This window comes from Rheinheimera sp. 1928-s, from assembly GCF_029269265.1.
Lineage (GTDB): Bacteria > Pseudomonadota > Gammaproteobacteria > Enterobacterales > Alteromonadaceae > Pararheinheimera.
In genome coordinates this window covers 238695-258395 of sequence record NZ_JARIXP010000001.1, presented here as the reverse complement: position 1 = coordinate 258395, position 19701 = coordinate 238695, and the positions used below count along the sequence as shown (strand labels likewise).

Below are 19701 nucleotides of genomic sequence, written 5' to 3'. Positions count from 1 at the left end.
ATAAGGAAAAGCACCCATGAATCAAGATGGAAAATTAAACTACGTCGAATTCCCAGCCAAAGATTTAGCCGCCACCAAAGCATTTTTCAGCGCGGCATTTAACTGGAGTTTTACCGACTACGGCCCGGATTATGTCGCCTTTTCCGATCAAGGCCTGGATGGCGGATTTTTCCGTTCAGAACAAAGCTCCACCAGTGCAACAGGCGCCGCTTTATTGGTGTTTTACAGTGCCGATATCAAGGCCACTTTAGCCAAAGTACAGCAACATGGCGGCACTATCATCAAAGCCATTTTTGACTTCCCGGGCGGCTGCCGTTTCCACTTTACCGAACCCAGCGGCAATGAATTTGCGGTTTGGTCTGAAAGTCAGGTGTAAAACACTTCATGTGATTAATAATTGCTCAGGATCAACCACAACTCTTGTCCCAGACTGCGCCCGTTAATGGCTTGCTGGCGCAGCTCTTTCAGCTGTTCTTCGTTATACCAGCGACCAGATTTCATCACCGCATCAGGCTCACGCAATACTGATAACTCTATGATTGGGTTTTCTTTGCTGTAGATAAAATCTGCTTTATAGCCTGGACGAATTTGGGCTGCCTGCTCTGCCAAACCAAGCGCTTTTGCTGGTGCTATGGTGGCTGCATGCAATACAGCAAAGCTATCCAGACCAGCTTGTTGCAGCAACTGCATTTCGGTATGAGTGGCCAAACCATGGGGTGACAACAAGGCTCCGGCATCAGAACCAACCAGCAATGGCACTCCTGCCTGATGCAACTGACGGGTGATTTGTACTAGAAACTGCAAAGTTTGAGCATTGTGTGTAGCCATCTTGTCCGTGCTTTGTAGCCAGCGCTGAACCTGATTATGCCGCTGCTCAAAAGCGATCAGCGGGGAAATATAGTCCTGGGGTAAAGTGGCTAAGAATGTCTCTTTATCACGACTGATGGCGTTCAGCTGCCAGAATATATTCAGAGTTGGAGTAATGGGCACCTGAAGTAGTTTCAGTTGTTCGATAACCTCTTGCAGAGCAGCTAAATCCTGTTGGTAATGCAAAGGCCCCTGATAAATATCTTCCACATGCTCTAACGACTGCATAGCAGCCAACTCCTGCCAAGGCATAGCACCTGACGGATGTGGGCCATGTTTCGCCACTGGTATGCCCAAAGCAGCAGCTTCTGTTAAAACAGCACTCAGGCTTTGTGCTGATAAATCGCCATAAGCTTTGATCAGATCATAACCTTCAGTATAAGCTTTGCGCACAGCGGCTTTGGCCTCTGTTGCATCAGTAACTGAGATGGTAGTGGGTCTTTTAGTGGCACTCAGGATAGGGCTGCTGACCGTCATACTACTGCCGAGCATTTCATTTTTCTCTATAGAGTCCCGCCACTTTAAAAGCTGCGGCAGGCCATGCATCACACGCAGATGAGTGACTCCATGCGATAAAGACAGCTGCGGCGCTGCTGGATCAGACAGATGCACATGCATATCAAAAAGGCCAGGCGTCAGGTAACCATTTAAACCATCAATCACCACAGCATTTACATCGTCAATGGCGGTTCCAGCTGGGCGAATAGCAGAAATTCTGCCGTTTTTCAGCTCAACTTGTTGCTGCCTGACCACCTGCCGGTTTTTCACATCAATCAGATTGATCTGATCAATCACCACCACAGCTGCAACAGGTAAAGGTTTGATACTGCTGCAACCCGGGAATAAAAAACAAAATACGAGAAGGCTCAAGGCCAAGGTAAACAAAGCAGTTTTGGTTATCACAAGGTTTCTTAACATCACAGCTCCGCTCTGTAATTCGGGTCTGTTGATGCTGATGTTTTTTTCGCTGAAGGTCGTACAGGATCTTGTTTTTATCCTTGTGAAAACAAGATCCTGCACCTGAAGTCAGGTATTCAATTGTTGCTGGCGGTAAGCCGAAGGAGTTAACCCTACCCACTGCCTGAAGCTGGTATTAAAACTGGATTTAGAGTTAAAACCAGCGTTTAGCGCCAAGGTCAGCAGAGAGGTATCAGGCTGTTGCTGAATTTGGCTTTGTATTTGTTTGACTCTGAGCTGGTTGATGTAGTCATTGAAGTTAAGCCCAGCGACCAGATTAATAGCACGGGAAATATCTCTTGGGTTCAAACCTGTCAGCTCGGATAACTGCTCCAAACTTAAACGAGGCTGGGTATACCATTGCTGCTGGCGAATTTGCTGATCCAGTTCAGTAAAAATACCGCTGTAGTCCGCAGCATTTTCACTGCGAATCAGAGAGGGCTCTACTCCGGAAACTGCCAGGCTTTGCTCGTCTGAACTGTGTTCACTTTGCCAAACCAGACTTAAACTGGCTAAATCCACCGGGGTTTTGACCAGCTTCACAATCAGATAAGCCAATAACACCAAAGTGATAGCGGTACTCACTCCCTGCCCTGTCTGGTTCAACAGCTGACCCAAAGCAGGTTGCATATTCAGACGCAGCAAATCCAGCATACTGACCAGAGTCTGCACAGCTAATACCCAAGCAAACCAGCCAAAAGATAACTCCTCTGCGTCAGAACGTTGCTGTCTGAGCAATTGGTTAAATTGCCAGACCAGGCGGAAGGTTAACAGCGCATAGCCCAAACGCCATACAGTGCCAATGGCAATCACCCATTGGGGTTGCTGTTGAGCTAAAGGCAATAAGGCCAGCATAGGTAAAAAATGCAGAGCATCTTGCCATTCAAGTCTGCTGGTAAAAGCCGATTTAACGGCCAGATAAAAGGCTGGCCCCAAGCCCAAAACAAAAACCGGCGTGACCAGATAAAGATCACGAGTCAGGTTAGTTTCTTCCAGCAAATTAAAAACGCAGAGCAATACAACCAACAGCAATAAGCCGATAAAGCCCTGATGCTGTTTTTTTCCACTAAGCAAACACAGGCCTAATAAAGCCACAGCCAGTAAAGCCGCTTGAATTAAATTCACCACTGAAATCACAACGTCTGCTCTCTTTCAGATGTAGCATACAAAAATAAACAGAGCAGATAATACGACTTAGCCCCAACTGTCGCTATCAAAAACCTCAGCTCACTGCTGGTAAGCGAAGGTTATTGCAGCTTAATAAACACCGGATTACTGTAAAACCATAAATCAAACCATGGGTTTTCGCCTTTGGCATCAGGCTCTGGCTCCAGTTCGTTTTTATTATTAGTGCCACGCAAGCGCAGGTACTGACTGGTGCGGACTTTGCCAAGCGGCAGTTCAAACTGGCTATAGCCGTCTTTGATAGTCCAGTCGGTTGGATAAAAACGTTTGGCTATTTTGGTATCTGGTGCTTCGTCGCTATTTCGCTCGGAGGTTGGGCTTTTGATAAAACCCTGAATCACATCCACTCGTTGTACTTGGGGGTTAAAACCGCCGCCGTTGTTGCTGTTGGAGTCACGAAAACGCACTCGCAGCACCAGCTCATCATCTGCTGAGACCGTTAATGTCTGGCCCGCTGTGGCGGTATTAGCTGAGTTTTTTACTGCCACTTCAACAAACAATGCATCTATTAAATCGCCAGTGGTCACAAAAACTTGCCCGGCTTTCAGTGCTGCAAAAATACTGTCGTAGTTTTTATCGGCATAAACATAAGTTTTGGCGTATTGGCCTGGCCAGAAATCAGCCCAACCGTCTGTGTAATGACCATGACTGTCGGACACCCCTGTTACCCACCAGTGTCGACCTTCGCTGAGTAAACTATCCCAAACCCCACCTAAACGGGCTGTCATCTGGTCATAACCGCCCATAGTTGGGTAATGGGGGTATTCGCCGCGAATGGCGGTTGGGTCTGAACTGCCATCCGGATTTAAGGTTGCAGCCTGATGACCTTCAGCGCCTGTCATACCAATCACTACATCCGGAGCTGTGTCCTGCCAGTCTCGTAGTTGCTCTGGAGTCACTTTATTGTACTGCCGAAAACCAGTGGCTAAACGCGCCGGATGATTCACCAGCAGCAGAGGTTTATCAGGTAGTTCGTTCATGGCTTTAAGCGCCTGCAGCATAAAAGCATCTTCAGCTTTTTCCGGCCCAGGTGGTACGCCCTGACGGCCGTTGTAGCGGCTTTCTATCTGGTACAGCTGCTCTGCTTCTGTTGGCCGGTGCGGCATAATAAAACTGGCATGACGCCCACCAGGGCTATTGCCCGGTACATCAAACTCCATACCATAAAATTGCAGAATCTGCGGTAAAGCTTTACGTGAAGCCACAAGTTCAGGGTACGCCTGCTCCAACGCAAGTTTGGCACGATTTGGCCCGCCGTGGTCTGTCACCACCATCCAGCTTAAACCATAATGTGCGGCCATTTGCGCATTCAGTGCTGTTGAATATTTGGCATCTCCCCCAATAATGGGCGTGGGCGGAAACACTGAGTTATCCCATTTCACGCTGTAATGGGTATGCACATGGTGATCACCGGCCAGCCAGCTTTTGCCTTGGTCTGGTTTTTGTTCCAGCTGAACCTGCTGGCATGACGCCATGAGCAAAGTCACTACAGCAGCCAGGCCAATCTGCTTTTTATTCACTACAAAAGTTCTCACTCACTACACCTTACTGCTAAGAAACTCGGGTTAAAGCAAAACCCTGACTCAACCGAATCAGGGCTTTTTTCTTACTACAATCAAACTAGACAGCTAAAACGCAGGATTAAAACTGCACTGTCACCCCGGCCATATAAGTCCGTCCACTAAAGGTCGTGTTGTACGCTCTGTCGTTGGAATCGCTATACAACTCGTCACGCACATTGGTCAGGTTCATGGCTTCAATATTCAGTTTTACATGCTCGCTTAAGCGGTAAAACGCTGAGAAGTCCACGTGAGTAGTGGCATGGTAACCCCGTTCGTCATCGTCGATAGAACCACTTTCCACACCTGTGATGTAGTCGCTGCGATAAGCGGCTGCCACACGGCCACCCCACTGTTCTGTTTCATAATACAGCGTGAAGTTGTAGCTCTGCTTCGACAAACCAGCAAAAGGTTTCACCTGATCTTCACCTGAGTTTTCGACGTTGCGATACAAAGTATTGCCATCTGCCCAGGTGTAGTTGGCGATCACGCCCAGGTTATTAAATGGCGCTGGCAGGAAATCCAGGTCGCGTTGCATCGCCAGTTCAAAACCTTTGATGCTGGATGAGTCAGAGTTTTGTGGCGACGATACGTTAAAAATATCATCCACAGTTTTACCTACAGGCAATAACTGTGCAGGCAGGCCTAATTCGCTGTACACGATCTGCTGAGTTTCAGTAACAATAAAATTATCAATGTCTTTGTAAAACAGCGCCACTGAAGCCAGACCTATATCTTCAAAATACCATTCGACTGCGGTATCAAAGTTATTGGATTCAAAAGGTTTCAGGTGAGGGTTACCCACTGAAATCTGACCTATATCGTTTTCGCCTAAAGAGGTTTGGCTGACGTTGGCCGAAAAGGCCAAAGAACCTAACGAAGGACGGGTCATGTTTTTGCTCAGGCCGGTACGCCAAATGACATCTTCGGCAAATTCATAAGCAATGTTCAGGCTAGGCAAATAGTCTGAGTAATCACGCACCATCTGCGTTGGAATGCCTTTCGACAAACCTTTTGAGCTTAGCTCTGTAGTGAAGTAACGCACGCCTATATTGGCACGAAGCGGCATACCAGCCACATCATATTCGGTGTCGTACACCAGATAAGCGGCTTGGGTTTCTTCCGCTATATCATAGGCTGAGCTTTCTATTGTATGTTCATCCGTTAAGGCAAAGTTCGTCAGACCATAAAAAGCCTGCAAAGCCGCCATATCACCTTGTAACCAGCTTTGATCCGGATGACCGTTAAACACCTGCACCTGCTCTGCCGTCAGCGTTTTTACGCCCTGATTTTGTGGTGTAGCTGCATTGGTTGGAAAATTCTGCGCCACACGTTCAAAACCTGAGTTAGTAAATTTCTTATGATTCGCACCAAATTTCAGGCTCGAGCTGTCGGTTAAGTGGTACTCAAAATCCAGTTTGGCATTGTCAAAATCGGAGTAAATAAAGTTCGACTGAAAGTACAAGTCTTTGACTGTGTAACCATCCAGAGCGGCCACATCAAAGTCAGGTGAATAACTCTGACCATAAAAAGCGTCCTGAGTGAAATCAGTAATAATATTCACTTTTTTACTGGCTTCGATATTCAGTTTATTGACTCTCGGTTGCTCATAATCTGACGAACTGTGGCCAAGCATGGCGCTCATTGTTAAGTCGTCAGTTAAAGTCCAGTCGGCCGTTAAACTGACCTGATTAAATACCGAGTCGTTGTAATCCTGACGGTTTTCATTACGCCAGGTCGCATTTTTATAATCGGCATAAATCACTTCTTTTTCGCCGTTTTTCTCGCGCCAGACTAAGTCGTTGACCACAGAGTTATCTTTTACCGCCATATGATGCTCAGACAACTGGTTTTCCAGTTTGCCGTGCATTAAATCAAGCACCAGACTGAAATCCTGATTGGGTTTGTACTGCAAAGCAGCAGTAATACCTAAACGGTTTTGATCATTTTCCCAGACCGAATAACGGTGACCACGAGGAAACCATAATTCGCCTGAATCCAGCTCTGCCTGGAGTTCAGTATTGCTGGCATCGGCAGCTTTTTTGCCACCTTCACGGCGCCAGCGCGTGGTATTAGTGCCGTATTCGTTCGTGGCTCTGTCGCTATACGCCACAGACACAAGCGCACCAAAATTCGACCAGGTATTAGACAATAAAGCCGCGATACGAGGGTCTGTGCTGTCGGTATTGCTGTTGGTGCCTACCTGAGCGGAAACAGCTGCCTGAGCGCCGTCATAATCAAAAGGTTTGGCGGTACGTAAATTGACAGTACCAGCTATGCCCCCTTCTTCCTGATCGGCAGAAAAGGATTTTTTTACATCAATCTGGTTAAACAGCTCAGAGGCAAAAATATTAAAGTCAAAAGCCCGGGTACGGGACACAGCACCACGCGCATCCATAGGCGAAGACGACGTGCCTAAAGCTTCCATGCCATTCACCTGAACACGGGTAAAATCAGGGCCTAAACCACGCAAAGAAATCTGCCGGCCTTCACCACCTTCACGAGTAATAGTGACACCAGGCACACGCTGTAATGAGTCGGCCAGGTTTAAATCCGGGAAATCCGCAATATCTTCCGCCACTATCGAATCCTGAGCGATCATGGCTTCACGCTTCAGATCTTTGGCTTTGATAATGGAGCTGCGAAAACCCTTGACTTCAATAACTTCAGTTTCTGCCGCAGCAGTTTCCGTAGCAGATTGGGCCAGCAATACAGGGCTGTAAAAAGCCGGAAGTGCAGCCAGAACGGCCAAAGCCAGATGACTCTTGCGAAGATTCGTCTTCATAATTAATCCATTATTCCTGGTTAGTTAAGCTGATTAAGTAAATCTGCCAGGCGCAAATGCGCAGCAGTCCCCCTAAAGAGCAACGACCAGTGATTTATGGACAGAGAATTTTATGAAGGTTTTTTTACAGTGGGGGTAATAGCTAGTGGTATGTTGGTTTCTCTGCAAGTTTTATTCACCATATAATTCGACCGTCAATTCCCTCTCCTTTCGCTTCTTTTATAAGCTCAAAATCACATAGCCCATATGGATACAACTTAGATATTCTAAAAATATGACTTGAAACTACTTTTGCTTTATGCAAAACGGCTCCTGGACGTAACACTATATTCGACGTTCCTTTTATCTTTGCACTTGGAAATATCAACCCATCGATATCTGGGTGCTTTTCCAATAAAAGTCGACTTAAAGTTCTTGAGTAAATGTAATCCTTTTTGGATGCTGAAACATCATTTAGCAACTCCGAAGATAGAGCATCCATATACAAGTAGGAAAGTAGTGCACGAATATTTTTCTTTCCGAGCCTTTCAATTAGCTTACGAATTTCATCGAATAAAGATTGCGAAAATGTGCTCGTCCCGTGATAAGCGTTGTATATCTCACCAATTATCAAACACCTGAGACCTCTCTCTGATGTCTCTGGCAACTGAAACTGAGCAACTTGAACTATATCTCCCTCTTTAGCATTAATCTCAGCAATCGCGGTTCCAATGTGATAAGCAGCATAAAACATTGGATTACCTTTATCGTTCATTCGTCCTACATTAGTAATTTCCGGTGGTGGACAAAACAACTCGCTAATGTGACTAAAACCACTTGAGTCAGCGCATATTCTTGCCCTTACAATTGGCCTGTCATAGCCGAATCTTATATTCAACCCTCCAAAGAACTCTAAATACCACCTAAGGTGCCTTTCTACAGATTCAGGCGAATCGTCTGCCATCAGGTGTTGCCTGAATCGGTCAAGGTAATTTAGTTCAATTAGCTTAAGAGGTTCTTCCATAATTTTTAAATCCAATACTCAAAGACTGATTTTCACCTGCACAAGCTGTTAGCTTCACGGCTCCAACACTTAGGATTAAAAATCAATAATTTAAAAGTTAATCAACGTCAAACCAAACGCAAATAAGGAAAAATAACTAAAGCAGTGAGGCAAAACCTGCCTCACATGCTTCATTGGATTTCAAACAATTCCACATCAAAAATCAGCACTGAACCTGGCGGGATTTTGCCTGCGCTGCGGTTGCCATAACCCAAGCCTGATGGGATAAAAAAGCGGAATTTATCGCCCACTTTCATCAGTTGCAAGCCTTCGGTCCAGCCTGGAATAACGCGGTTTAATGGGAAAGAGATGGTTTCGTCGCGCTCAACTGATGAGTCGAACACTGTGCCATCGGTAAGCGTGCCATGGTAATGCACTCGTACTGTGCTGCTGGCGCTTGGATGGGTTTCGCCATTGCCACTTTGTAAAACCTCATACTGCAGGCCTGAAGCTGTGGTTTTTACACCCTCTTTTTTAGAGTTTTCAGCTAAAAATGCGCTGCCTTTTTCATGGTTCAGCAGAGCGGCTTTTTTAGAACTGGCGCTGTTGTAGAAGTAATAAGCGACACAAGCGAGAACTAAAACAATTAAAGCAATTTTCATGGTGAGTCCGGTTAATTTAGCTAGGTAACAGCCATCTTATTGTTAATGTTGGTTTTGGTCAAAGATGAGGTGATTGTGGGTTGTGGGTTCTGGATTGTTGCACTGACGCTTCGCGTCGAGTGCAGCCTACCACACCTCGATAGAAACCGGTCTTGCGGCAAAAGTCTTCCATTTTTCTTTGTTTCTTTTTGTTTTTCTTTGTTTCTGGCCGCCGCTCTTGAGCCCACTGCTGGCTTTGCCTACAATGGCGCACGTTTTATTTATTACAGGCCAGAGCCATGACAGACACTAGCACTCAAGACACAGCAGCACGCCCGGATTTACCGGATCGCCTTTGCACCAACCCACGTAGCCCGCATTATGTAGCGGCAATTTTTGAACATGACGTGGGTATTCGCCTGAACGGCAAACAGCGTTTTGACGTGGAAGAGTATTGCATCAGCGAAGGTTGGGTGAAAGTGGCAGCGGCCAAAGCGTTGGACCGTCGTGGCCAGCCTTTACTGATGACTTTAAAAGGCAAAGTAGAAGCTTTTTATACCGAAGCTAGTTAAAGCTGTCGCTTTAATTTCGTTTGGATGCAAGACGGGCAGGGATAAACCCTGCCCCTACGCTTAACCAAGAATACCGGCCAGATGCTGTCGCGAACTGCTTATCTGTGCAGTGATTAAAGCACTAGTCTGAGGTTTGATCGCTAATTCATTAGCCACCTGATTAAAACCTGATACAAGATCCATCAGTTCCCTGATCAATTGTTCTGCAACTGACCAACGCGCAAAGCCTGCTGCTTCAGCCAGTTTTTGCAGGGCTTTGAGGGGTGGTTGCTTGCCGAAACCACAAAAAGAAGTGGCATGCTCGCCAAAAGGATTTGGACTAAAAGTGACATCATAAAAGGGTGCTGGTTGCCATTCCCCACTGTCTTTTTGCATAAAAGCCCAGTTTTTACTGTGATCATCCTGATTGCAGAACAGTAAGTTAAACATAGCCCTTTTAAATTGCAGTTGGCCTGCAGCGGGCGATTTACATAAAATACGGGTCGCTTTAATCAGGTCTTCGTAATCTAAACTTGGTACCTGAAAATCAGCATCCAGCAGACCACAGGCACTATGCAGGTGACGCCTTCCGCTGCTTCCATCCGGGTTATTGATGTAATCAAAACGCTTCACTGCAAGCCATTTAGTCGCCCCCGACCCTTTAGGCGCATTTAATAACTTCCACTCTGGAGGCATTAGCCCTGCCCGCTCTGCCAGGGTTAAATAAGCGGCTTCGCATAAGCCCTCTTCATGGCCCAAGGCTAAATTGGCAGAGGTAAATTTGACTAACCATGCATAATCATTGGCTATAGGTGTGGTCCGGCATACCCTGTAGTTGTCGCCCTGGAAATAAAGTTGTGCTTTGGGTCTTGCTCCACCGGCACTGCCAGCAGCAATTAATGCGCTTAATACCTCTTCAGTTTGCCCATCAAAAATCGCCTGAGCATTCAGCCCCAAACTGTCCAGACTAATGTCTGCCGCTGATTCTTCTATATAGTCAGAACCTGGGCTGAAGGATAAAGCGCCAAGAGCGGAATCACCAACAAAAGCCAACCTGTCCATGACTGTAATAGTTGCGGGTAAGATGCCGTGACGGCGAAAAACACGATCCTGCAGTAACAATCCCCAGCCATCAGGCAAGGCGTCGGCAAATACGCCATGTATGCCGCCATGTGGCGTTTTTGGCGCTTGTTGCACTGCAGAATTAAAGTGGATGACAAAAGGCGACAGGTTTTCAAACTGGCTCAAATAGTCCTGATCATACTGAAAAAACACGCCTTGCCGGTTTTGGGCAAGCACACCAACCGACACTTTTTGACCTGACTCCAGCGTGCGGGACACATGCAGTTTTTGAACAGGTTTAAAGGCCATCTCTCAACACCTCCTCAATAGATTGCGGAGCTGTCAGGCTTTGGGCTTGTTGTTGAGTTAATCCATAAAGGCGCTTTAAGTCATCCAGCGTCTGCCAGAGCAGAAGCAACTGGCGAAATGAAATTTGCCCTGTCAGCTCAAATTTTTTGATGGTTGCAGCCGGCACAGTACTGCGCTCTGCTAACTCCAGCCGGGAGAGTTTGGCTTGTTGCCTTAGTTTGCGCAAATGTTCAGAAAAAGCCTTTTGCACATCATTTTCAGCAAGCAACAGATACTTCATGGCAACCTCACAATGGACACTATAATATCCATTGTAGTTCATTATATGCATTTATGGATACAGCAATGTCCACCACTGTAAAACAACTCAGTTCCTTTGAAGCGTCCTCTTTAAGTTTAAAACTCAGCGGCAACCCCGAGCATAAGTGCTGCTTGTGCTGAAGGCTTGTCTTTCAGTGATAAGTGAAACCATTTTATGGTCGCCTGATCTCGAGGCAGTTATAGAAAATAAGCGGCAGGCTCTAAAAGTTTGAATTCACCGCCCTGCGCTTCTTTACGCAGGGTCAGTGAGGATAGTCGTTAGATCGCCACTAGAAGTGATTTGAACTCAGGAGATTTAACCAACTTGCCTATTAAATTTTGTACTGCCGGAAGATAGGCCTCAGCTGTTTGTTTACAAGCTGTGTCAGCAATAAAACCACTCTCGAATAAATAATGCTCTGAAACAGATATTGATTTCCCGTTTGATGAATTAACTCGTAAGTTTATTATCCATTCACCGCCGGTTAGCCCACGTGACGATGAAAAGCTCAGTTGTTCAACAATACCTGAAAGCGTAGTATTTGGTGCTTTGTCGTCAAACATGCCTGCTACTTTCAGTTCATCTGAAAGTGCTTTTTGAATATAAGCTTCGAAACTCATGTTATCTGGTGGGGCTATTGGGCCCGCACCTCTGCATGCACGATCAAATGATGCTGGTCCTGTAAATGATCCAACACCTATATTGCTAACGCCCATAGACTTTAAAGCGACGTTGTTATCGGCTGAAATGCTGTAACGTTGTGGAGTAAAGGTTGAACAAGCTGTAAGGGTAAGAACAGAAAGTGCAAGCAGATACTGTTTCATTAAAATGGCTCCGAAAAAAGTAAGTTAAATGCAATGACTTAAAAGAATGCAAAGAACTCAACAGTTCCAGATACATTTGCAATCTTCCATGATTTTTACGCTTCGAAAATAACCTTAAAATTACATCAAATCAACTGCATCATTTTGTTTGTGACAATAATGTTTAAAATAACATTATGCCTGCAAGAGGATTTGCCACACGGCTATTAAAAATTGAATAGGTTTGTTAGTTGTTTAATCGAGACGACCAGCCATCAAAACTCCGCCGTAACCCCAAACATATAAGTGCGGCCGCTGTAGGTGCTGTTGTAGGCTCTGTTGCTGGAGTCGCTGTATAACTCGTCGCGCACATTGGTCAGGTTGATGGCTTCAAGGTTTAGTTTGATATGCTGGTTTAGCCGGTAATAGGCTGAAAAATCGAGATGGGTGGTGGCGTGATAACCGCGTTCATCATCGTCGATGGAGCCACTTTCCACTCCTGTGATGTACTTGTCTCTGTAGGCTGTCGCTATACGTGCTCCCCAACCTTGGGTTTCGTAATACAACGTCAGGTTATAGCTTTGTTTCGACAAGCCCGGAAAAGCTTTTCGCTGATCTTCGCCTGAGTTCTCTACGTTTGGATACAAAGTGGTGCCATCAGCCCAGGTGTAGTTGGCTATCAAACCCAAATGATCAAAAGGCGCAGGCAGGAAATCCAGATCACGTTGTAGCGCCAGCTCAAAGCCCCGAATACTGGACGAGTCTGAGTTTTGCGGCGACGATACATTAAAGATATCGTTGACCGTTTTTCCTGCTGGCAATAAAGACGCAGGCAGCCCAAGTTCGCTGTATAACCTTTGCTGGGTTTTAGTCACAATAAAGTGATCAATATTTTTGTAAAACACCGCTACAGATGCCAAACCTGCCTGTTCAAAATACCACTCCAGCGCCATATCGAAGTTGTCGGATCCATAGGGTTGCAGCTCTGGGTTGCCTGTTGAAATTTGGCCTATATCGTTTTCGCCGAGCGAGGTTTGGCTGACATTGACCGAAAACGCCATAGCGCTTAGCGCCGGGCGAGTCATATTTTTACTCAGGCCTGTGCGCCAAATCAGGTCGTCAGCGAACTCATAGGCTAAATCCAGGCTGGGTAAATAACCTGAATACCGCCGCTTGATGCCGGTGGGCTGCATTTCAGCAAAACCTTCTGAGCTCATTTGAGTATCGAAAAAACGCAAGCCAAGGCTGGAGCGTAAAGGCGAATCGGCCAGCTGATAGTCGCTGTGGTACAGCAGGTAAACTGCATTGGTTTGTTCTTTTAAATCATAAACCGAGCTGTTGATGGTATTAGCCTCTGTTAACACAAAATCGCTCAGGCCATAAAAACTCTGCACTGCAGCTATATTGCCTTGCAGCCAGCTTTGGCCCGGATGCCCCCTGTAAAGCTGCACCCGCTCAGGCGTTAGGCTTAGCATGCCCTGATTGGCTGGCGTAGCACTGTTCAACGGAAAACCACTGGCTTCTTGCTCAAAACCTGAATTGCTGAACTTTTTATGATGCACACCAAAAAGCAGCGCTTTGCTGTCGCTTAAGCGGTAATCAACATTCAGCTTGGCATTGTCGAAGCTGGAATAGATAAAGTTCGACTGAAAAAACAGATCTCTCACTCTGTAGCCTTCGATAGCCGCTACGTCAAAATCCGGCGAATAACTACGTCCATAAAAAGCGTCCTGAGTGAAGTCGGTGATGATGTTAGCTTTATGTTTAGCTTCGATATTCAGCTTCAAAAGGCGGGGCTGGCGGTAGTCGGATGAACTATGCCCCAGCATAGCCTTGATGCTTAGATCAGCAGTTGCCGCCCATTCTGCGGCTAAGCTGATTTGATCAAACACCGACTCGTTATAATCTTCGCGGTTTTCATTACGCCAACTGGCATTTTGGTAACTGGCGTAAACAACCTCTTTGTCTCCTGTCGCGCTTTCACGCCAGATCAGAGAGTTCACCAGGTTATTGTCTTTCACCGCCATATGATGTTCGGACAACTGGTTTTCCAGCCTGCCGTGCATCCAATCCAGCACCAGACTGAAATCCGGATTGGGTTTGTATTGCAAAGCGCCTGTGATCCCTAAGCGATTTTGCTCATTTTCCCAGACCGAAAAACGCTGGCCACGTGGAAACCACAACTCGCCTGAATCCAGCAAATTTTGCAGTTCTGTATTGCTACTGTCTGTTGCTTGTTTGCCACTTTCGCGCCGCCAACGCGTGGTATTGCTGCCATATTCGTTGGTGGATCGAATGCTGTGCGTGACAGAAACCAAAGCGCCAACATCTGACCAGAGGTGCGAGAACAAGGCAGAAAAACGAGGATCTGTACTTTGGGTGTTGCTGTTGCTGCCCAACTGAGCAGAAATACTGGTTTTTGCGCCGTCATAGTCAAAAGGCTTGGCGGTGTGTAAATCAACAGTGCCCGCTATACCACCCTCTTCCTGATCCGCAGAAAAAGACTTTTTCACATCAATCTGGTTAAACAGCTCAGAGGCAAAAATATTAAAGTCAAAAGCCCGGGTTCTGGACACAGCACCACGCGCATCCATAGGTGAAGAAGAAGTCCCTAGAGCTTCCATACCATTCACTTGCACGCGGGTAAAATCAGCACTTAAACCCCGCAAAGAAATTTGCCGACCTTCGCCCCACTCTCTGTTAATGGTAATACCAGGGATCCGCAGTAATGAATTGGCTAAGTTCAGGGCGGGAAAGTGGGTAATGTCTTCTGCCACCAGAGAATCCTGCCGGACCATGGCTTGGCGTTTTAAAGTTTTAGCCGAAGGTAACAGCGTTGTAGCACGATCCTGTTGTTGCGCTAGTGAGCTGGAGCGTACAGCTATCACTTCTACAGGTGCTGCAGGGGCCTTGCTTGCAGTGACAGCAATTGGCGCTGCGACTTCAGCTTTCGCTGTCACAGCTTTGGTTTTAATCAGCCAGCCTTTGGCGCGGGGAATGGCCTCTAAAGGGTGCTGCGCTAACAGCTGGTTTAATAGCTCTGTGGCTGAAAACTCACCCACCACAGCAGGAGCGGCCAGCCCTTCAAGCAGGGCCGGATCGTACACTAACGGCTGATTCACAGTGCGGGCAAATTGCAGCAAAGCAGCGGATAAAGGCTGGGCAGGAAGATTGTAGAACTGATGCTGCTCAGGCTTCTGCTGTGCAGCAGCCCATGCTATAGGGCTTTGGCAACAGCACAACAGCAAGAAAAAAACCAGACAGAGTTCAGGTCGGAACCACACAACCCGCCCCCATTCTTATTGAAGTTGAGAGGGCGATCGGCTGAGCCGGATGCCACTGCTGTTTTGCTCTAGCGTCAAACCATAAGCTTCAGACAATGCCGACAAGGTTTGTTGGGTATTGGCCAATTCAAAACGGCCAGCAACCCGTAAATCTGCTACCTCAGCACTGGCGCTGACGGGTACCACAGCGGAACGATTTAGCCGGTGCAGCAAATAAGCTAAGGTTTCGTTTTCAATTTCAATCCAGCCAGAGCGCCAGTCGACTAACTGCTGCAAATCCACTTTTTGCACTTCTGATAATTTATGCTGCTGAATACGAATTCGCTCGCCGCTTTTCAGCAAAACACTTGGGCCAGCCGCAGTGGCTTGCACCTGAACAGCACCTTCGTACACTGTGATATCAATCAGATCCGGGTCGCGGTCAATATTAAATTCAGTGCCTACAGCTACTACGCTGGCTTGATCCAGTCGCACCTCAAAAGGCCGTTGTTTGTCTTTGGCCACAGCAAAATAAGCCGCGCCCTGGCCTTGCAGCACCTGACGTTTATCTGCGGTAAAAAATACCGTCAGCTGACTGTCTGGCGCTATATCGACCACAGAGCCATCATCAAGGCCTTGTTGCATGCTATTGGCCTGAGCTGTTTTTAGCTCGTAAGGAGCTGGACCAGAAAATAAACTGCTATCGCCAAAATAGAACAACATCAGCAGCACTGAACTGAACGCCATAGCGACAGCAGTCATCTGCAATTTTGGCCGTTGAGGTAAAACACGTTTTAATGGCGAAGGCTGATAGGCCGCCAAAGCTTTAGTTAAAGCCGGGTCCTGCCAGGTTTCGACCATAGACTGCAGCAGCACAGGGTGTCTGGCATCGGCCTCCAGCCAATTACTGAAGCGCCTTTTGCTCAGACTATCCAGCTCACCACTGGCGAGTCTCTCCACCCAACTGGCGGCTTGCAGATACAAGTCCTGCTCTGCCTGTTCTTTTGCATTCAACTTTTCTTGTTCACTCAAAATAGGACTCACAAAACCTGGCTGATAAAACAGTATTTATAAAACATTACGCTGATCGATCAGACGCTGAATATCTGCCAGCGCTCTGCTGACATGCTTAGATACTGCATCCTCACTGATTTGCAGTAAAGCCGAAATATCGCTGCGGCTTTTACCTTCCATCCGGAACAGCACAAAGACTTGTCGCCTTAATGTGGGCATAGCGGCTAAAGCCTGACTAAACAGATCCACAGTTTGCTGCATACTGGCCATTTCTTCCGGGTTAGCACTTTGGCATACCACTTCATCCGGCTCTTCTGCAGCAGCTGGTTTTAATCGCATCAGCATATGGCGGGCCACAGTAAAAGCATAAGCCAGAGGATTCAGAATAGGCCGTTGTTTCGCCTGTTCCAGCACACGGGCAATAGACTCCTGAAAAATATCGGCGGCGTCTGCACTACTGGCATTGCGCTCCAGATAACGTGCCAGAGGCGCAGCATTTTTCAGCGCCTGATGCACATCCTGCTCCGGCTTTTCAACTATAGACATAAAGCCCCCATACTTTCACTAAGGGACAAACCATAACTGATGGATATGACAGAACGTTGACAACGATGTCAGAGAGGCAAAACAAACAATAGGGCTTCAGGAGTGAAAACAGAGAAGGCCACTCAAGGCCTTCTTTAACTTTTTCAAAGCATTAATTAATTTCAGTAACAAACTGCTCGCGGCTACGACGGATTTTTTTCAAATCCACCAGCCAGTCACCTTCATCAGCTCGGTAGCCTAAAGGCAATAACAACACAGAGCGTAAACCTTTTTCTTTTAAGCCAAGGATTTCATCCACTTTCACCGGATCAAAACCTTCCATAGGCGTGCTGTCTACTTTCAGTTCGGCAGCAGCAATTAAAGCAGAACCTAAACCAATGTACGCCTGACGGGCCGCATGCTGATAATTAGTTTCGGCGTCACGCTGCGGATAAGTACTGAGCAGCATAGCGCGGTAGTTTTCCCAGCCTTCGTTTTTAAAACCACGAATTTCGTTGGTTAAATCAAACATCTGATTAATGCGCTCAGCTGTGTAGTTGTCCCATGCCGCAAACACCAGTAAGTGTGAGCTGTCAGTGATTTGCCCCTGATTCCAGGCATGAGGCTTAATTTGTTCACGCACCGCTTTATTGGTGATCACCAGCACTTCATAAGGCTGTAAACCACTGGAGGTAGCACTTAAGCGGATAGCTTCCAGAATAAAGTCGATTTTATCCTGTGAAACCACCTGGCTAGGATCGAATTTTTTGGTGGCATAACGCCATTCTAATTTGCTGATTAAATCAGACATCTGCTATTTCCTTAGAAGTAAAACGGAAGCCGATTATACGCCTGTGTATTTGTTTTGTTAGTTGATATGGATCTGACTTATCGCATTTTGGATGGATGAGCTTTTGCTTATTTAAGTCACAATTTCGGTTGCAATCCAAACAGCAAAAGAGCCTGTGGCCCCTTTGCTGTTTAGACTGTGACTCCTACTTAATTAGTGCTTTGCAGCAGGTGTCACGTCCACTCTTTCTATGTTCGCATCCAGTAAGTCCATAGCAAACTCCAGCCTCACCAGCATATCTTTACGCCCCTGGCCTGTGGCTGAATACTGCCATTGCTCCAAAGCTGTGATACTGACTTTGTCAAAAGTGGCTTGGGGTACTGAACGTACAATACGCACATTACTGACGTTGCCTTGTGCTGAGATATCAAACTTAGCATCCACATAACCTTCTATTTTTTGTTCGGCGGCCTGAATTGGATACTTAGGTTCAACCCGCATTACAGGAACTGGTTCACCCTTAGCATTTGTAACACCGGCAGCCTGCGCAGGTTGTTGCAACCAAAGGCCCGCCACTAAAACGGCTGCTACCGCCGCTATCAGCGTATTTTTACTAAATCCCTGCTGGCTTTGTAATTGCTGTAAACGTTGTTTCATTTGTTTTAAATCTCCATAGTGAGTAGTGATCCCCTGCCAGCTGACTGGCGTTGGCTCTGAGTTGCTTAGTAAAGCTTTACCATAAGCAATTTTGTCGGCTTTGGATGCGTTTTCTAATACCAGCGCATCACAAGCTAATTCCTGATCGTGACGGTAGGCGCGGTAGGCCAACCAGCACAAAGGGTTAAACCAGAACAACATCAACAAAGTCAGCGCCAGCAGATTGCAAAACAAATCACCACGACGCCAGTGTGTGAGTTCATGCTGAATAATCAGTTGCTGTTGAGTGGGCGAAAAACGCTGGAAAAAGTCGGTTGGTAACAGAATTTCGGCTTTAAACAGCCCGCTGATGTAAGGTCCCTGCGCTTTGTGACTTAACAAACACGGCAAATCGGACACCAGCTCAGCCGAATCGAGATCAACAGATTTGGCGGCGGCTTTTTCTTTATGAAGCTGCAACTGGCTGCGCAGCACTAGTGCGGCAAACAGCAAAACACCAGCCAGCCACAACCACAGCAATAAAGAACTGCTACTGAACTGCTGTTCTGCCTGCTGTAAACCCACCTGATAAACCTGCATGGCTGTCGAAGTGGGGTTGCTGCTTAACTGCAACGGCAGAATAAAACACAGCAGCAATAAAGGCACCAGACTCCACAAGGCGTATGAGGTGCGGGCTCCACGCCGCGTTAGTAAATAAGGCCGCAGTACCAGCAACGTCAGTAGCATCAACGACAGCGGCAGCAGTAACTCCAGCAACAGACTAATCATTTTTATTCTCCTGCTCCCAGCGGGCAATCAACTGTTTCAGCTCAGCTATATCCTGCTCTGCCAGTTTGTCATGTTGCGCAAAACCTGCGACCAGAGGCGCAATACGGCCTGAAAAAACCCGCTGAATAAAGCTCTGGCTTTCTTTTAACTGATAATCGCTTTGTTGCAATACTGGGCTGTATAAATAGGCCCTGCCGTCTTTTTCAAAAGACACAGCTCCTTTAGTGACTAAACGGTTCAGTAGTGTTTTGACGGTTTTTTCATGCCACTGACTGGCATCCGCTAAAGCGTCAACGACCTGATTGGCTGTCGCAGGCGATTGCTGCCACAACACTTTGAGCACTTCAAGCTCAGCCTGACTGATATCTTTCATTGCATATCACCTATCGATTACAAATGTAATACATAAACTATTACATCTGTAATCGATAAGCGCAAGTACAAAGTTAGAATAATGTGCGGGAAAAAAAAGGAGAAGGAGAGCCAGGCTCCCCCCGCTCTGTACAAGAGAGACTTAAGACGGTTGGTCCGACTCTTTATCTTCTGTAGGATAATGATGCAACTCGTCCGGCAGTATATAGCCGTTAAAACTCAACAGTTGTACAAAGGTTTGCCAAAATTCACGGCTTAACATAAATACCTCCACTACTTTAGTTATGGCCCTTTAAGTATAGTGCTGATT

General features: G+C 46.7%; 17 protein-coding genes. 2 read left to right on the top strand and 15 right to left on the bottom strand.

What is annotated here, in order from left to right; translation table 11 throughout:
* The first annotated feature begins 16 nt into the window (after window positions 1–16).
* The gene (locus P3C17_RS01160; protein WP_300927726.1) at window positions 17–376 is read left to right on the top strand and encodes a VOC family protein; all 360 of its coding nucleotides are present in this window, start codon (window positions 17–19) and stop codon (window positions 374–376) included.
* A 14-nt stretch (window positions 377–390) separates the two neighbouring features.
* Here P3C17_RS01160 and P3C17_RS01155 read toward each other — a convergent pair whose 3' ends face one another.
* The 6 genes from P3C17_RS01155 to P3C17_RS01130 form a co-directional block, all read right to left on the bottom strand.
* Window positions 391–1785, bottom strand: coding sequence for an amidohydrolase family protein (locus tag P3C17_RS01155; RefSeq protein WP_300927725.1), 1395 nt, complete (start codon window positions 1783–1785; stop codon window positions 391–393).
* 108 nt (window positions 1786–1893) lie between these two features.
* Window positions 1894–2961: a helix-turn-helix domain-containing protein gene (locus P3C17_RS01150; protein ID WP_300927724.1), complete on the bottom strand. Its 1068-nt coding sequence runs from the start codon at window positions 2959–2961 to the stop codon at window positions 1894–1896.
* A gap of 110 nt (window positions 2962–3071) precedes the next feature.
* Complete coding sequence (locus P3C17_RS01145; protein WP_300927723.1) at window positions 3072–4544, bottom strand: phosphoesterase; 1473 nt, start codon at window positions 4542–4544, stop codon at window positions 3072–3074.
* A 106-nt stretch (window positions 4545–4650) separates the two neighbouring features.
* Window positions 4651–7353 carry a TonB-dependent receptor gene (locus P3C17_RS01140; protein ID WP_300927722.1) on the bottom strand — a complete coding sequence of 901 codons (2703 nt, stop codon included), beginning with the start codon at window positions 7351–7353 and terminating at the stop codon, window positions 4651–4653.
* A gap of 175 nt (window positions 7354–7528) precedes the next feature.
* A complete protein-coding gene (locus P3C17_RS01135; RefSeq protein ID WP_300927721.1) occupies window positions 7529–8356 on the bottom strand; it encodes an RES family NAD+ phosphorylase in 828 nt (275 codons plus the stop codon).
* 170 nt (window positions 8357–8526) lie between these two features.
* A complete protein-coding gene (locus P3C17_RS01130) occupies window positions 8527–8997 on the bottom strand; it encodes an FKBP-type peptidyl-prolyl cis-trans isomerase (protein WP_300927720.1) in 471 nt (156 codons plus the stop codon).
* Between the two features lie 278 nt (window positions 8998–9275).
* Between P3C17_RS01130 and P3C17_RS01125 the strand changes: the two genes are divergently transcribed.
* Window positions 9276–9548 (top strand): DUF3297 family protein, encoded by a 273-nt coding sequence (locus P3C17_RS01125; protein ID WP_233007539.1) that lies wholly within the window; start codon window positions 9276–9278, stop codon window positions 9546–9548.
* 60 nt (window positions 9549–9608) lie between these two features.
* Here the strand turns inward: P3C17_RS01125 and P3C17_RS01120 are convergent, their stop codons facing one another.
* The 9 genes from P3C17_RS01120 to P3C17_RS01080 form a co-directional block, all read right to left on the bottom strand.
* Window positions 9609–10898: a type II toxin-antitoxin system HipA family toxin gene (locus tag P3C17_RS01120; RefSeq protein ID WP_300927719.1), complete on the bottom strand. Its 1290-nt coding sequence runs from the start codon at window positions 10896–10898 to the stop codon at window positions 9609–9611.
* Window positions 10888–11178 carry a helix-turn-helix transcriptional regulator gene (locus tag P3C17_RS01115; protein WP_300927718.1) on the bottom strand — a complete coding sequence of 97 codons (291 nt, stop codon included), beginning with the start codon at window positions 11176–11178 and terminating at the stop codon, window positions 10888–10890. The genes P3C17_RS01120 and P3C17_RS01115 overlap by 11 nt, the downstream gene beginning before the upstream one ends.
* 299 nt (window positions 11179–11477) lie before the next feature.
* The gene (locus P3C17_RS01110) at window positions 11478–12023 is read right to left on the bottom strand and encodes a hypothetical protein (protein WP_300927717.1); all 546 of its coding nucleotides are present in this window, start codon (window positions 12021–12023) and stop codon (window positions 11478–11480) included.
* Window positions 12024–12277: 254 nt separating this feature from the next.
* On the bottom strand, window positions 12278–15286 hold the full coding sequence (locus P3C17_RS01105; protein WP_300927716.1) for a TonB-dependent receptor: 3009 nt from the start codon (window positions 15284–15286) through the stop codon (window positions 12278–12280).
* A 15-nt stretch (window positions 15287–15301) separates the two neighbouring features.
* Window positions 15302–16297: a FecR domain-containing protein gene (locus tag P3C17_RS01100; RefSeq protein ID WP_300927715.1), complete on the bottom strand. Its 996-nt coding sequence runs from the start codon at window positions 16295–16297 to the stop codon at window positions 15302–15304.
* 36 nt (window positions 16298–16333) lie between these two features.
* On the bottom strand, window positions 16334–16825 hold the full coding sequence (locus P3C17_RS01095; RefSeq protein WP_300927714.1) for a sigma-70 family RNA polymerase sigma factor: 492 nt from the start codon (window positions 16823–16825) through the stop codon (window positions 16334–16336).
* Window positions 16826–16976: 151 nt separating this feature from the next.
* Window positions 16977–17615 (bottom strand): NAD(P)H-dependent oxidoreductase, encoded by a 639-nt coding sequence (locus P3C17_RS01090; protein ID WP_300927713.1) that lies wholly within the window; start codon window positions 17613–17615, stop codon window positions 16977–16979.
* A gap of 192 nt (window positions 17616–17807) precedes the next feature.
* Complete coding sequence (locus tag P3C17_RS01085; protein ID WP_300927712.1) at window positions 17808–19019, bottom strand: M56 family metallopeptidase; 1212 nt, start codon at window positions 19017–19019, stop codon at window positions 17808–17810.
* Window positions 19012–19392: a BlaI/MecI/CopY family transcriptional regulator gene (locus tag P3C17_RS01080; protein ID WP_300927711.1), complete on the bottom strand. Its 381-nt coding sequence runs from the start codon at window positions 19390–19392 to the stop codon at window positions 19012–19014. The genes P3C17_RS01085 and P3C17_RS01080 overlap by 8 nt, the downstream gene beginning before the upstream one ends.
* Between the last annotated feature and the right edge of the window lie 309 nt (window positions 19393–19701).